At 69.8% G+C, this 14,871-nt stretch carries 14 protein-coding genes; 6 read left to right on the forward strand and 8 right to left on the reverse strand.

Features of this window, described 5'->3' with window-relative positions; genetic code table 11:
- Positions 1-44: 44 nt before the first annotated feature.
- The 6 genes from G5C60_RS00255 to glnT form a co-directional block, all read right to left on the reverse strand.
- On the reverse strand, positions 45-686 hold the full coding sequence (locus tag G5C60_RS00255; RefSeq protein WP_420907325.1) for a helix-turn-helix domain-containing protein: 642 nt from the start codon (positions 684-686) through the stop codon (positions 45-47).
- Positions 687-695: 9 nt separating this feature from the next.
- On the reverse strand, positions 696-1,787 hold the full coding sequence (locus tag G5C60_RS00260; RefSeq protein WP_165254063.1) for an FAD-dependent oxidoreductase: 1,092 nt from the start codon (positions 1,785-1,787) through the stop codon (positions 696-698).
- Positions 1,784-3,115 carry an FMN-binding glutamate synthase family protein gene (locus G5C60_RS00265; protein WP_165254064.1) on the reverse strand — a complete coding sequence of 444 codons (1,332 nt, stop codon included), beginning with the start codon at positions 3,113-3,115 and terminating at the stop codon, positions 1,784-1,786. The genes G5C60_RS00260 and G5C60_RS00265 overlap by 4 nt, the downstream gene beginning before the upstream one ends.
- Before the next feature lie 14 nt (positions 3,116-3,129).
- Positions 3,130-3,804, reverse strand: coding sequence for a GltB/FmdC/FwdC-like GXGXG domain-containing protein (locus G5C60_RS00270; protein WP_165254065.1), 675 nt, complete (start codon positions 3,802-3,804; stop codon positions 3,130-3,132).
- Entirely contained in the window at positions 3,792-4,667 is an 876-nt protein-coding gene (locus tag G5C60_RS00275; protein ID WP_165254066.1) for a class II glutamine amidotransferase, read from the reverse strand. Before G5C60_RS00275 ends, G5C60_RS00270 begins: the two co-directional genes overlap by 13 nt.
- Before the next feature lie 65 nt (positions 4,668-4,732).
- A complete protein-coding gene (gene glnT, locus G5C60_RS00280) occupies positions 4,733-6,061 on the reverse strand; it encodes a type III glutamate--ammonia ligase (protein ID WP_165254067.1) in 1,329 nt (442 codons plus the stop codon).
- A 221-nt stretch (positions 6,062-6,282) separates the two neighbouring features.
- Here glnT and G5C60_RS00285 point away from each other — a divergent pair, with 221 nt between their 5' ends.
- Together G5C60_RS00285 and G5C60_RS00290 are read left to right on the forward strand one after the other, a co-directional pair.
- Entirely contained in the window at positions 6,283-7,071 is a 789-nt protein-coding gene (locus tag G5C60_RS00285) for a DUF429 domain-containing protein (protein WP_165254068.1), read from the forward strand.
- 67 nt (positions 7,072-7,138) lie between these two features.
- Positions 7,139-7,456, forward strand: a complete 318-nt coding sequence (locus G5C60_RS00290) for an antibiotic biosynthesis monooxygenase family protein (protein WP_165254069.1) — start codon at positions 7,139-7,141, stop codon at positions 7,454-7,456.
- Positions 7,457-7,571: 115 nt separating this feature from the next.
- Here G5C60_RS00290 and G5C60_RS00295 read toward each other — a convergent pair whose 3' ends face one another.
- Positions 7,572-8,213 (reverse strand): hypothetical protein, encoded by a 642-nt coding sequence (locus G5C60_RS00295; protein WP_165254070.1) that lies wholly within the window; start codon positions 8,211-8,213, stop codon positions 7,572-7,574.
- Between the two features lie 335 nt (positions 8,214-8,548).
- Between G5C60_RS00295 and G5C60_RS00300 the strand changes: the two genes are divergently transcribed.
- From G5C60_RS00300 to G5C60_RS00315, 4 genes are all read left to right on the forward strand, one after another.
- Complete coding sequence (locus G5C60_RS00300; protein WP_338145631.1) at positions 8,549-10,633, forward strand: RICIN domain-containing protein; 2,085 nt, start codon at positions 8,549-8,551, stop codon at positions 10,631-10,633.
- A 249-nt stretch (positions 10,634-10,882) separates the two neighbouring features.
- Entirely contained in the window at positions 10,883-11,209 is a 327-nt protein-coding gene (locus tag G5C60_RS00305) for a hypothetical protein (RefSeq protein WP_165254072.1), read from the forward strand.
- A 212-nt stretch (positions 11,210-11,421) separates the two neighbouring features.
- Complete coding sequence (locus G5C60_RS51410; RefSeq protein WP_165254073.1) at positions 11,422-12,132, forward strand: ThuA domain-containing protein; 711 nt, start codon at positions 11,422-11,424, stop codon at positions 12,130-12,132.
- A complete protein-coding gene (locus G5C60_RS00315; RefSeq protein ID WP_165254074.1) occupies positions 12,102-13,229 on the forward strand; it encodes a Gfo/Idh/MocA family protein in 1,128 nt (375 codons plus the stop codon). The genes G5C60_RS51410 and G5C60_RS00315 overlap by 31 nt, the downstream gene beginning before the upstream one ends.
- A 51-nt stretch (positions 13,230-13,280) precedes the next feature.
- Here the strand turns inward: G5C60_RS00315 and G5C60_RS00320 are convergent, their stop codons facing one another.
- On the reverse strand, positions 13,281-14,759 hold the full coding sequence (locus tag G5C60_RS00320) for a glutamate-cysteine ligase family protein (RefSeq protein ID WP_165254075.1): 1,479 nt from the start codon (positions 14,757-14,759) through the stop codon (positions 13,281-13,283).
- Positions 14,760-14,871: the final 112 nt, after the last annotated feature.

Here is a 14,871-nt window from a genome sequence, read left to right on the forward strand (position 1 = left end):
GAGGGGCGTTACGCGCCTGCTCCACGGCGAATTAAGGGCGGGTTTCAGTGCTGCGGGCTGTCTCCGAAGGCCGTAACCGTCAGGAATCGGATGGGCAACTCGACCAGCTTCTCTGGACCGTGCGGAGCCTCGCCGTCGAACTGCAGGGCGTCACCGGGGCGAAGGGTGTAGCTGGACTTGCCGTGGCCGTACACCATGACGCCCTCCAGCATGTAGAGGAGTTCGGTACCGGCGTGCTGGAAGAGCGGGAAGACCTCGCTGGACTCGGTCAGGGTGACCAGCAGCGCGTCCATCCGCTTGTGGGCGCCGCGCAGCGAGCCGAGCTGCGCGTACTCGTGGCCGACGCGCGTGCCGCGCCGGACGATGCGGGCGCCGTGCCCGGCGGGGACGAAGACCGCCTCACGCTCGTCGTCCATACCGCGGAACAGGGCGGTGACCGGGACCCCGAGGCCGCGCGCGAGGCGCGAGAGGGTGGTGAGGCTGCACGCCGTCTGAGCGTTCTCGATCTTGGAGAGCATGGCCTTGGAGATACCGACCCGCTGCGCCATCTCGCCGACGGAGACCCCGGCCGCCTGCCGGTACTCGCGGGCCCTGACCGCGATGATGCGCTCCAGCGCCTTGTCGTCGAGGTCGTCGGCGGCCTGGTCCTCGTCGTCGTGGTCGTCGTGGTGGTCGTGCTCGGTCACCGGCGCATCCTAGCCCGCCCGGTCCAGGCGGAAGCGGGGGTGAGGCTCGGCACGGCCCATGGCCAGGTCGGCGGCCATCGCCCCGATCAGCGGGGCGAACTTGGCGCCGTGCCCGGAGCACGGGGACACGATCACGAGGGGGCCGTGACGGTCGAGGACGAAGTCATCGTCGGGGGTCGTCGTGTAGAGACAGGTGGCTTCGGCGACCGGGTCCGGGTGGAGTCCCGGGAGTCGATCGCGCACGAATGCGCTGATTCTCGTACGCGACGAGGGGTCGACGGCTCCGCTCCGGGTGCGGGCCGTGCTCGGAGTGCCGCGGTCGTGCTCGGCGACCTTGACGGCGGGCAGCGGGCCACCGTCACTGCCGGACGGCAGGCCGAAGACCTGCATGTCCGCGTCCTTGGAGACCAGGACCGGCCACGCGACGGACGGGTCCCGCTGCCGGAAGTGGAAGACCTGCTGCTGGGTCACGCTCAACGGCGGAAGGGGGACGGGCAGTTCGAGACCGGGCAGCCAGGGACCGGCCGCGATCACCACCGTGTCCGCGACGACCTCACGCCCGTCGTCGGTGCGCAGCAGCGCCTTGCCGTCGCCGAGGACGTCGATTCCCTCGACGCGTACGCCGATGACGGCATCCGCGCCGTGTTCGATCGCCCTCCGCACACAGGCCACGACCGCCTGGTCGGCGTCGATCACGCCCCCGTCCGGGTGGTACAGCACCGGACCCGGGAAGCGGATGTACGGCCAGCGCTCGGCGGCGGCCTCCGCGCCGAGGAGTTCGCATGGCACCCCGGCCGCGCCCAGCACGGCCGCCAGCCCCTCCGGGTCCCGCCCCTCCCCCAGGTCGAGGCCACCGGCCGTGCGCAGCAAGGGAGTTGACGCATCGTCCTCCAGTTCCTGCCACTGGTCGTGCGCCTGCCCGGTCAGTCGTACGTAGAGGGGGTCGGCGTACGCCCGGCGGAAGATCCGTGAGCTGCCGTGCGAACTGCCGTGCCGGTGGGCGATGTCGTACGCCTCGATCAGCGTGACCTCGTGGCCCCGCCGGGCGAGTTGCCAGGCGGTGGCCGCGCCCATGAGGCCGGCGCCGACGACGGCGATCACAGGCCCGCTCCCGGACCCGCTCCGGGGATCCAGTGGGTGCCGGCCAGCGGAACGCGGGCCATGGCGGCCGACTCGATGGTGAGGGCGACCAGGTCCTCGGGTTCGAGGTGGTGGAGGTGGGCCTTGCCGCAGGCGCGGGCGAGGGTCTGGGCCTCCATGGTCATCACCCGGAGGAAGTTGGCAAGGCGGCGGCCGCCCTCCGCCGGGTCGAGGCGGGCGGACAGCGCCTCGTCCTGGGTGGAGATGCCGGCCGGGTCGCGGCCGTCCTGGTAGTCGTCGAAGTACCCGGCGGCGGAGCCGAGTTCGCGGTACTCGGTGTCGTACTTGGGGTGGTTGTCGCCGAGTGCGATCAGCGCGGCCGTGCCGATGGCGACCGCGTCCGCGCCGAGGGCGAGCGCCTTGGCCATGTCGGCGCCCGACCGGATGCCGCCGGAGACGATCAGCTGCACCTCGCGGTGGACGCCCAACTCCTGGAGCGCCTGCACCGCTTGGGGCAGCGCGGCCAGGGTGGGGATGCCGACGTGCTCGATGAACACGTCCTGCGTGGCCGCCGTGCCGCCCTGCATACCGTCGACGACCACGACGTCGGCGCCCGCGTGGACGGCGAGTTTGACGTCGTAGTACGTGCGGGTGGCGCCGACCTTCACATAGACCGGCTTCTCCCAGTCGGTGATCTCACGCAGTTCGAGGATCTTGATGGCGAGGTCGTCGGGGCCGGTCCAGTCGGGGTGGCGGCAGGCGCTGCGCTGGTCGATGCCGACGGGCAGGGTGCGCATCCCGGCGACCCGCTCGGTGACCTTCTGGCCGAGCAGCATGCCTCCGCCGCCGGGTTTGGCGCCCTGGCCGAGGACGACCTCGATGGCGTCGGCGGCGCGCAGGTCGTCCGGGTTCATGCCGTAGCGGGACGGCAGGTACTGGTAGACGAGGTGCTTGGAGTGGCCGCGTTCCTCGGGGGTCATGCCGCCGTCGCCCGTGGTCGTCGACGTACCGGCCTCGGAGGCTCCCCGGCCGAGGGCCTCTTTGGCCTGGGCGGACAGCGCGCCGAAGCTCATGCCCGCGATGGTGACGGGGGTGGCCAGGTGCAGCGGGTGCTTGGCATGGCGGGTGCCCAGCACCACGTCCGTGTCACAGCGCTCGCGGTAACCCTCCAGCGGATAGCGGGACATGGAGGCGCCGAGCAGCAACAGGTCGTCGAAGTGCGGGAGTTCGCGCTTGGCGCCCCAGCCGCGGATGTCGTAGATGCCGGTCTCGGCGGCGCGCTGGATGGCGTGGATGGTGGCACGGTCGAAGGTCGCCGACTCGCGCAGGCCGTGGGATGCGTGATCCATGTCTGCTGACTCCCTCAGTACGACGCCGAGTTGTCGGCCTTGAAGTGGTACAGCTCCCGGGAGGAGCCGTAGCGGCGGAAGCCGGCCGGGTCCTCGTCCCGCTCGGCCGCCTTCAGCAACTCGGCGAGTTCGGCGAGGTGTTCGTCCCGCATCTCCTTCTCCACACAGTCGGCGCCGAGGGACCGGACCGTGCCGCGGACGTAGATGCGGGCTTCGTACAGCGAGTCCCCGAGCGCGTCGCCCGCGTCGCCGCACACCACCAGGCGTCCGGCCTGGCCCATGAAGGCGCTCATATGGCCGACGTCGCCGCCGACGACGATGTCCACGCCTTTCATGGAGATCCCGCAGCGGGCGGCCGCGTCGCCGTCGACGACCAGCAGGCCGCCGTGGGCGGTGGCGCCCGCGGACTGGGAGGCGTTGCCGCGTACCCGGACGGTGCCCGACATCATGTTCTCGGCGACTCCGGTGCCCGCGTTGCCGTGGACCGTGACGGTGGCGCGCTGGTTCATGCCGGCGCAGTAGTAGCCGACGTGGCCCTCGACATCGACGGTCAGGTTCTCCCGGATGCCACAGGCCACGGCGTGCGCGCCGCGCGGGTTGAGGACTCGCCAGGAGGTCGAGTCGGGCTTGTGGAGGGACTGGTTGAGGTCCCGTACCGGGGTCTGCGCCAGGTCGATCACCGTTGCCATACGTACACCTCCTCCGGCTCGGGTTCGAAGATGCGGGCCTGCTCGATGCCCGGCAGGACGTCCAGCGCGCGGTACTCGGAGGCCATCGCCACCCATTCGGGCGTTTCCGCGACCAGGGCGGGCTTGCAGGCGATGGCGTCGCGCACGACCGCGAAGGAGTCGGCGGTGGAGACGAGCAGTGTGTAGAAGCCGTCGAAGCGTTCGCACAGGAGCCGCAGCGCCTTCTCCAGGTCGGCGCCTTCGGCGAGTCGGTGCGCGACGAAGCGGGCGCCGACTTCGGAGTCGTTCTCGCTGTCGAAGGTGACACCCTGGGCGCGCAGTTCCCTGCGGATGGTGGCGTGGTTGGCGAACGACCCGTTGTGGACCAGGCACTGGGCGGGGCCGACCGAGAAGGGGTGAGCGCCCTCGGGCGTGACGGCCGACTCGGTGGCCATGCGGGTGTGGCCGACGCCCTGCCATCCGGTCACCCCGGCAAGGCCGAAGGACTCGGCCAACTCCACCGGGTTTCCGGTGCCTTTGAGTACGGCCATGTCCTGGCCGGAGCCGATGACCGTGGCGTACGGCAGCGCTGCCGTCACGGCGGCGAGCAGCTCGGCGACCGTCAGGTCCGCGTGCAGCACCGTGGTGGCGTCGGCGGTGATGGCCACGGCATCCGGCAGCGCGGCCTCCGCGTCGGCCTTCGGGACGCCCAGCAGCGAGACGACGGCACGGCCCGGCGGGGACAGGCGCGGGTCGCCGTAGACCGCGACGCCTGCCGAGTCCGGGCCGCGTTCGACGACCTGGCCCAGCATCGCGGCCAGCAGTTCCCCGAGCCGTGGTTCAAGGGAGGGCTCGCGCAGATGGAGCCCGACGATTCCGCACATGCGGCTCTCCTTGTACGGGTTGTACGAGGTGTACGAGGTACGAGTACGAGAAGGTCAGGATCAGATCAGAAAGCGGTGAGGTACCGGTCCAGCTCCCAGGCACCCACCGTGGAGTGCCAGTCGAAGAACTCCTCGCGCTTGAGGTCCGCGAAGTACTGGCTCACCCCCAGTCCGGCCGCATCCAGGGCCCCGCTGATCACGTCGTCCGCCTGGAGCGCCTCGACGGCGTGCAGCAGGGTGGGCGGCAGCTCGGGCCCCTTGCCGCCGGCGCCAGGCTCGCCAGGGTCGAGGCCGCGCCCGATGCCGTCGAGCCCGGCGGCCAGGGCGGCGGCCGCGGCGAGGTAGGGGTTGGCGGCGCCGTCGCCGCCGCGCAGCTCGATGCGGTTGCCGTCGGGGACGCGCACGAAGTGCGTGCGGTCGTTGCCGCCGTACCCCGCCACGCGCGGCGACCAGGTGGCGCCCGATCGGGTGGAGACGGCGCCGGTCCGCTTGTAGGAGTTGACGGTCGGCGCGATCACCGCCTGGAGCGCGCGGGCGTGCTCGACGATCCCGGCGACGAAGGAGTAGGCGAGCGGGGAGAGGCCGAGCCCTCGCGCGTCCGTCGCGTCGGGGAAGGCGGCCTCACTCCCCCGCCACAACGACATGTGCATGTGCATGCCGGTGCCGGTCCGGTCGGTGAACGGTTTCGGCATGAACGTGGCGGTCATGCCGCGCTGTTCGGCCAGTACGGACACGAGGTACCGCATCGTGATGACCCGGTCGGCGGTAGTGAGGGCGTCGGCGTACTTGAAGTTCTGCTCGAACTGGCCGTTGCCGTCCTCGTGGTCGTTGGCGTAGTTGCCCCAGCCGAGGCTGTTCATGGCGCTGGAGACGGCCGTCAGGTGGTCGTACATGCGGGTCAGTCCGCGGGCGTCGTAACAGGGTTGAGCGGCGGTGTCCTTGCCGTCGGCGACACTGAGCACCCCGTGCTCGTCCCGGTTGACCAGGAAGTACTCCACCTCGGCGCCGACGGCCAGGGTCAGCCCCTGGGCCGCGGCCCGCTCCAGCTGCGTACGGAGGATGACGCGCGGTGCGTACGGCCACGGCTTGCCCTCCACGTACGGGTCGCAGTGCACAAGGGCGAGGCCCGGCTTCACGAAGGGGACCGGGGTGTACGAGGAGGCGTCGGGCCGTGCGATGACGTCGGGGTCGCTGGGCTGCTGGCCGAGCGCGCCTGCCGCGTATCCGGCGAAGCCGACGCCCTCGTCGCGCAGTTCCTCCACGGCCTGGGCCGGGACGAGCTTGGCGCAGGGCTTGCCGGTGAGGTCGACGAAGACGGCGAGCACGAACTCGATGCCGTCGGCACGGACCAGTTCGGCGAGATCGGATGTGTCCGCTTCCGTGTCGGTCGCCATGGAGGTCTCCCTGCTCACGATGAGATGTCCACCATCAGGTCCACATGTTCACTGCGATGAACCTTTGTTGCCTGCGAGTAGACAGCTTTGAGGTTACGACGGGATTTCCGCGACGGAAGGTCCTCGTAAGCCGAGGAACGGGCAGGGCCGGTATGGCTGATCCGCCGCACGGGCCGGGCGGGCGTCGGCTCCCGGAGCGGGGGTCTGCCACGATGGGCGCCATGCGCACCGTCGGCATCGACCTGTCCGCGAGCCTCGACAACACCGCGGTCGCGGTGGTGGTCTGGCACACCGATCACGCCATGATCGAGGCCCCGCTGACGCGATGCACGGACCCCGAGCTGCTCGCGGTGCTCACAGGCCTCGGACCCGACGACCGGGCAGCCGTCGATTCGCCCTTCGGCTGGCCCATCGAGTTCGTCCGGGCCGTCAGCGCTCACGCCGCGGGCCAACCGTGGCCGGGACGCGGTCAGGACAGTACTATGCACCGGCTCTCGACCCTCCGCTTTCGCCGCACCGACCAGGTCATCTGGGAGGCGGTCAAACCCGGCCCTCCTCCGCTGGCAGCGCCCTTCGACAGGATCGGCGCCATGGTCGCCCGCTGGGCTCACCTGGCGGACGAACTGGCCGGCCGGGGACATGCGGTGGACCGGGCCGGCACCGGACGGATCGCCGAGGTGTATCCACGGGCCACTCGGCTTCGTTGGGGCCTGGGCAAAGAGAGGTCGATGGGTGAGTTGCAGCGCCTCGCACCATGGCTGCGCTGCGAACCGGGCGTCCGGGCGCTCTACGACGCGAACGAGCATGCCTTCGACGCGCTGATCTGCGCCCTGACCGCGCGGGCGGTGGCCCAGGGGCTGACGCACCGCCCGACCGGCGAGGACCTTGACGTGGCGCGCGTAGAGGGGTGGATCCACCTGCCGGTCGTCGGCAGTATGCCGCGTCTCCTCGCGAGGCCCAGCAGCATGCCGACGGCAAGCTCGGCGCGCAGGCCCGCGTCGGAACCATGAGGTCAGCCCGCCCCGCGAGCGCCCGCCCGCCCGCGACCACCCACGTTCCGTGCGGCAGGATGAACCCATGAGCATCGTCAAGATCAACGTCCTCACCGTGCCGGCCGAGCAGCGCGAGACGCTGGAGAAGCGCTTCGCCTCGCGAGCTGGAATCGTCGAGAGTGCCGACGGCTTCGAGTGGTTCGAACTCCTCCGCCCCGTCGAAGGCACGGACAACTACCTCGTCTACACCCGGTGGCGCGACGAGGAGTCGTTCCAGGCGTGGATGGAGGGCCCGATGAAGGCGGCGCACCAGGGCGGGAGCGGCCGGCCCGGACCGGCCGCCGCCGGGGCGACGGTGTGGACTTTCGAGGTCCTCGAACAGGCGGCACCCAAGTCCGGCTGACCCGCTCTTCGCTGTCGGTCACATGGTCATTGGTGCTGCGAACTGACGCCTGGGAACTGGTGCCTGGGAACTGGTGTCTGGGGGCGAATACCGCTCCCAGGCATCAGTCCTCAGGTCACAGACCGTCGCGCACCATGGCGGCGACGATCTGGACGTGGCGATCGGCCGCCGTGTTCGAGAACTCGTTTTCGTAGTTCAGGCCGTAGGGCCAGAAGTGTCCCCCACCGGTGGACAGCGTGGCGCCCGAACCATCGAACTGTCTGACGAGTGCCGTGGCCTGCGCGCCACGCCACGTACCGCCACCGCCGAGGGAGGACCAGCCCGAACTCGTACCCACACCGATGGTGTGCGCGATCTCGTGCAGAGCGGTCCTCTCGGTCATGTAGCCGCGATTGCCGAAGCGAATGGTCCCGTTGATGTTGCCGTCAGCGGTGGGCACGCCGGGGTCGTAGCGGACGGTGATGCTCTTACCGAGGTCGCTGAGGTTGTTGTACCGGGCCACCGCAGCGTTCATCGCCTTGGTGATCAAGTCATAGGCCGCCAGCTGGTCCTGGGTCGGGTTGCTCGCCCGTTCGAGGCTCCAGGTGATGCTGGCCGCCGCCACCCGTTCCTGCGATGCCGGTACGGGCTGCTGCGGGGCGGCTTGCGCCACGCCGGGCCCGGCCAGCAGGGCAGCTGCCAGCAGGGCCACGGCCACCTTGTTGCGTCTGGGTATGGTCGTCCGCCCGGTGGGCACCGGGGTCCGTCGTCGGCTCATTGAGGGGTCCTCCTGTGGGGTTGACCGGTAGGCAGGTGGGGGCATGACGGCGGATCAGTTCGCCCGTCGAACATGCGGAGCGAATCGATGGCGGCCAGGCGGTGAGCCGTGTCCCGGTGCGGGACAAGGGGAAAGCGCTTTCTAAGATTTCCGGGATGCTAACCGGATGTTTTGAGCATGTCAACGCTGCTGGGTATCACCGCGCCGCGATGGCCCGATATCGAGGCAGCCTATGGCTGCGCACTGTCTTGACGTGTTCATTTTCGTCATCAAGCATGCCCTGGACCCGATCTTTTCTGATCGATCCTGTTCGCCTCTGTTGTGAAGGGAGTGCCGTGTCCAACCGACATCGCATCGTCCGGGCGTTGGCGCCAACAGTGCCCCTGGTGCTCAGTGCGGGTCTCATCGCCGCACCCGCAGCCACCGCGGACTCACCGCCGCAGAGCGCGGTCACGGTCCGGATCGACCCCTCCTACCAGCAGCAGCAGTTCGAGGGTTGGGGGACGAGCCTCGTCTGGTTCGCCAACGCAACGGGCGGCTACCCGGAGCCCATCCGAAGACGGCTCGTCGACATGCTGTTCGGCGAAGACGGTCTCCGCCTCAACATCGCGCGCTACAACATCGGCGGCGGCAACGCCCCAGATGTCCGCAAGGACTACATGAAGGCCGGCGCGACCATGGAGGGCTTCTGGAAGGCCCCCGAGGGAACCACCCGGCAGGACATGGAGTGGTGGAACCCGAACAACCCGGACCATTGGAACTGGGGCGCCGACGCCAACCAACGCTGGTGGGTCGACCAGGTCAAGAAGAAGGTCACCCGCTGGGAGGCGTTCAGCAACTCACCGCCCTGGTTTCAGACGGTCAGCGGTTATGTCTCCGGAGGCTTCGACCCCAGCACGGATCAGATCCGCGCGGACCGCGTCGACGACTTCGCCGCCTACCTGGTGCGCGTGAGCGAACGCCTGGAGAAGGCACACGGCATCAGGTTCGACACCATCGCCCCGCTCAACGAACCCAACACGCCCTACTGGGGCACCCAGCTCGGACCGGACGGCCAGCCCACGGGCGGGCGCCAGGAAGGCGCGCACGCCGGGCCGGAACTCCAGCAGAAGGTGGTCCTCGCGCTCAAGGACGCTCTCGGCAAGGCGAAGACCGGCGCCGAGATCTCCGCGATGGACGAGACCAACCCCGGCATCTTCACCCAGAACTGGAACGCCTACGGCGGCCCCGCGCGAGCCGCCGTCCCCCAGCTCAATGTGCACACCTACGGCACGGGCATGCGCACCAGCCCACGCGACATCGCCAAGGGCGCTGACAAGAAGCTGTGGATGAGTGAGGTCGAGGGCAACTGGGGCACGGGCACCGACTTCACCAGCATGGAGCCCGGGCTCGGGATCGCCACCCGGATGGTCGACGACATGCGCGAACTGGAGCCTTCGGCCTGGGTGTTCTGGCAGCCCGTCGAGGACTCGATCCCCCAGGCCGCGGCCGGCAAGAACTGGGGCAGCATCCACATCCCGTTCAACTGCACGGCCGAGGACACCCTTGAAAGCTGCCCGATCCGGGCCAACTCGAAGTTCCACACCATCCGGAACTTCACCCACCACATCCGCCCCGGCGATCGCTTCGTGAAGGTCGACGATCCCTCCAGCGTCGCCGCGGTGAAGAAGTCCGGCCGCGGGGCGAACGTCGTGCACGTGAACAGCGGCACGTCCGCGCGTTCCGTGACCCTTGATCTCTCGCGCTTCGGCAAGGTCGGCAAGCGGGCCACCGTCACTCCTGTGGTGACGAGCACCGACGGCGCCCTGGTACGGGGCGCACCGGTTCGGGTGACCGACCGGTCGGCCACGCTCGACGTCCCCGCGAAGTCCGTCACGACCTTCCTGATCGAAGGCGTCAGCGGCGTGGCGAAGGATGCCGCTCTCGTTCAGCCCGGTCATGTCTACCGGCTGCAGGGTGCGCAGAGCGGCAAGTCGTTGACTCCGTCGGAGGACGGCAGCGGCGTCGTCATCCGCACGACCGACACCGGCAGCGCGGAGCAGCTCTGGTCCGTCAGGAAGCTGACCCGCGGCACCGACAACCGCGAGCGCTACACCCTCACCAACGCCGCCACCGGAAAGCGGCTCGCGGTGCGCGACAACCAAGCCGTCCTCGAGGAGGCGGAGAGCGGCCGGGTCGATGACACGGCGCAGTGGATCATGTCGACGACCGGCGACGGCACATGGACGTTCGTCAACGCCGCCACCGGTCGCCTCGTCGACGTCACCGGGCAGTCCTCCGCGGACGGCGCCAAGGTGTCCACGTACACCCCGACCTCGGGCGCGAACCAGCGCTGGGCCGTGGTCGACGACACGGCCTCGGAGGCCGCCGCGGCATCGATCGAGGTGGCCGGAGTGCCTGTCGCACCGTTCGCCCCCTAGACGACCGACTGCCGGGTCGTCACCGACGACCCGGCCCGGAGCGCGGTCACGGCGGCGGACGTGACCCGTACGCAACCGCCGCGTCCGCCGGGATCTGGGACTGCTGCGGCCCGGTGACGAGATCGCCGCCGGCTTGCGGACCCTGACCACCCGGCGGCTGAGCCGTCGCGGGGCTCCGGGCGGCCAAGTCCCGTAAGCCATCCGGCGGCTGACCCATAACGACGGGGCACTCGCGTACGCTCCCCGTTCATGCCAGAACACAAGTCGTACGCACATCCGGTGCCGGATCCTCAGAACCAGCTGTGGGGCGCCTTCGTCGCCTCGATCTCCGTCTTCCTCATCAACTGGTTCATGAGCTGGGCCAAGGCGTATGTGATCAACGACGACTTACCCAACTTCTGCGGCGATGTGCGCAGAAGTCTGTTCCCGCCGGAGGTGGCGTGCATGGCCGAGAACGGCACGATCACCGGCGGGAATGCCTGGTGGGTCGAGCCTCTGTTCTTCGCCTCGGGCGCGCTGTCCCTGGTGTTTGCGGTCTTGGCCCTCAGGAGGGCCGCGGTCAGCCAGAAGGCGTGAGAAGGCCTCCCGGGACGCTCGCAACAGCTTTCAGTGGTGACCAACTCTCCATGGCCACAAGACCGGCACCGCTCGAAACTTTCGTGAAATTCGCCGACTCTTTCCAGAGCGCACCGAATGGCGCATAGTGATGGCGCTGTCCTACGAGGTCGGCCGCTGGAACGGTTCATGCAACGTGATGCTCCGGGGCGACGGCCCCACGAAGGGACAACATGACGCAGAAGAAGGCCCTGGTGGTCCGAGGCGGATGGGAGGGACACCAGCCGGTCAAGGCCACGGAGCTGTTCCTGCCCTTCCTCCAGAGCAACGGATACGACATCCGGATCGAGGAGTCGACCGACGTCTACGCCGACGCCGCCGAGATGGCGGGCACCGACCTCGTCGTGCAGTGCATCACGATGTCGGAGATCTCCCCCGGGCAGCTGTCGGGACTGAGCGCGGCTGTCGTGGCCGGCACCGGCTTCACCGGCTGGCACGGCGGCATCGCCGACTCCTTCCGCGCCTCCTCCGACTATCTCCACCTGGTGGGAGGCCAGTTCGCGACCCACCCCGGCAAGGAGCCGTGTGAGCGCCAGGGCGACGCGGAGGACAACTACCTGCCGCACGTCGTCAACATCACCGAACTGGGCCGCGAGCACCCCGTCACCGCGGGCATCGAGGACTTCGAGCTGTACACCGAGCAGTACTGGGTGCTCCACGACGACCTGATCGACGTCCTGGCCACCACCACTCATCCCGCCAGGCCGTGGCAACCCTGGCACCGGCCGGTCCGCTCGCCGGCGGTCTGGACCCGCCGGTGGGGTGCCGGGCGCGTCGTGGTGACGACACCGGGCCACAGCGTCGACGTCCTGGAGAACCCGAACGTCCGCACCGTCATCGAGAGGGGCATGCTGTGGGCGACGCGCACCGCATCGGAGTCGTAGGTCTCGGGGTGATCTCCCGCGCGTACCTGGACACGCTCGTCGGCCATCCCGCCGTGCGCGTCACCGCGGTCGCCGACCTCGACGCCTCCAGGTCGGCCGTGGCCGCCGCCGGTCTGCCCGGCGTCGAGGCGTTGACCGTCGAGGAATTGCTGAGCAGCCCGGACGTGGACACGGTGCTGAACCTCACCGTCCCCGGGGCGCACGCCGAGATCGCCCTCGGCGCCATCGGCCACGGAAAGAATGTCTACGGAGAGAAGCCGCTGGCCGCCACCCTCTCCGACGCCCGCACCGTCATGGCGGCCGCCGCGCAGGCGGCGGTCGCGGTGGGGTGCGCACCGGACACCGTCCTGGGCACCGGAATTCAGACGGCGCGCGCGGCTGTCGAGGCGGGGAGCATCGGGCGCCCCCTGTTCGCCTCGGCCGTCATGGTCACCCCGGGACACGAACGCTGGCATCCTCACCCCGACTTCTACTACACCGCCGGGGGCGGCCCGCTGCTGGACATGGGGCCGTACTACCTCGCGTCCCTGGTGCATCTGCTGGGTCCGGTCCGTACCGTGACCGGGGTGTCCAGCAGGCTGCGCGCCGAGCGCGTCATCGGTTCCGGTCCGCGCGCGGGCGAGCGGATACCGGTCGAGGTGGACAGCCATGTCTCCGGTGTGCTCGAGCACGTGGGCGGGACCCTGACGACGATCACGACGAGCTTCGACGGTGTGGCCACCACAGCCGCGCCGATCGAGGTCCACGGTGAGGCGGGGACCCTCGCGGTCCCGGATCCGAACGGCTTCGACGGCGAGGTGCGGCTCTTCGAACTCGGCGCCGCACAATGGCGCACGCTACCGCCGTCGGCGGGATACGCCGACGGCGCACGGGGTGTCGGTCTGCTCGACTTCATCGCCGCCGACGGGCAGCGGGCGCCTCGCGCGAACGGTGATCTCGCCCTGCACGTGCTGGAGACGATGACCGCCCTCCTCCGCTCGTCGGCCGAGGGGCGACGCATCGAGCTGACCACGTCGGCAGAGCCGCCGGTTCCCGTTCCGCTGACGACTGCCGAGGAGTGGAGGGGACAGGCCGCCCGCGGACCCGCACTGCAGTGAAACCGACAACCGACGGGCGCCATCGGCGGGCGACGGCAGGGGCCGTAAGTGTCAGTCCACGTCCCACGTGTGCGCGGGCGCGTTCAGGTGCATGTAGTCCATGTACGTCGCGGTCATCTGCCGCAGCGCCTCCCACCGGTCGGAGGTGTCGGCCTTCTCCAGGCGGTGGACCGTCTCCGCCTGCCACAGGGCGCCGTTGCGGGCGGTGACGCAGCGCTGCTCGACGATCCCCAGCAGGGGTTCGCGCCACTCCGCGTCCATGCCGGTCAGCTCGAGGCCCCGGTGGGCCAGGGGCAGCAGGCGCCGCAACACCAGTTCCGTGACGGGCACTTCGCCAACGCCGGGCCAGTAGAGGCGGGCGTCGATGCCGTCGCGGGCCGCGGTGTGCAGATTCTCCTCGGCGACCGCGAACGACATCCGCGTCCACACCGGCCGGTCCTCGTCGACCAGGGCCCGGGTCAGGCCGTAGTAGAAGGCGCCGTTGGCGATGATGTCGGCCACGGTGGGGCCGGCGGGCAGGACCCGGTTCTCGATGCGCAGATGTGGCCGGCCGTCGGTGACGGCGTAGACGGGGCGGTTCCACCGGTAGATCGTGCCGTTGTGCAGCGTCAGTTCCCCCAGTTGCGGAACGCCGCCGCGGTCGAGGGCTTCCTGCGGGTCCTCGTCGTCGCACAGCGGCAGCAGCGCCGGGTAGTACCGCACGTTCTCCTCGAAGAGGTCGAAGACGCTGGTGATCCACCGTTCTCCGAACCACACCCGGGGTCGTACCCCTTGGGCCTTGATCTCCTCGGGGCGGGTGTCGGTGGCCTGCTCGAACAGGGGGATGCGGGTCTCGCGCCACAGTTCCCTGCCGAAGAGGAAGGGCGAGTTCGCCGCCAGGGCAATCTGCACGCCCGCGATGGCCTGGGCCGCGTTCCAGTAGTCCGCGAACTGCTTCGGGGCGACCTGCAGATGGAACTGCGTGCTGGTGCACGCGGCCTCGGGGGTGATGGTGTCGGCGTACGTCGACAGACGCTCGACGCCGTCCACCCTGATCCGCAGATCCTCACCCCGCGCCGCGAAGATCTGCTCGTTGAGCAGCCGGTACCGCGGATCACCGGACAGGGCGGCCTCGCCCATGTCCGCCTCCCTCAGGGTCGGCAGAATACCGATCATGATCAGGTGCGCGCCCACGGCCGAGGCGCGTTCCTCGGCGTGGTTGAGCGCGTCGCGGATCGTCTCCTCCCAGGCGCCGGGACCACCGGCCGTCAGCTGCCGGGGCGGGATGTTGATCTCCAGGTTGAAGCGGCCCAGCTCGCTCGACCAGGCGGGCTCGGCGATCGCCTGGAGAACCTCGGAGTTCCGCATCGCCGGCAGCCCGTCGCCGTCCACCAGGTTGAGCTCGATCTCCAGCCCGACCTGGGGGCGCTCGCTCTCGAAACTCGACTCGCGCAACATCTGCGCCAGCACATCGAGGCAGGTGTGCATCTTGTCCCGGTACCGACGGCGGTCCTCCCGCGTGAACACCAGGGCCGGCACGTCACGTCCCATCGGCCCTCCCCGAGTCTCCTCGGCGGATACCTCTCCTCCCCCCCAGCGTCCCACCTCGGACGGCATCCGGACAGGCAGCGCACAGACGCGGTCCCGCAGTGCAGTGTGAGCC

The organism is Streptomyces scabichelini (genome assembly GCF_011045015.1).
GTDB lineage: Bacteria > Actinomycetota > Actinomycetes > Streptomycetales > Streptomycetaceae > Streptomyces > Streptomyces scabichelini.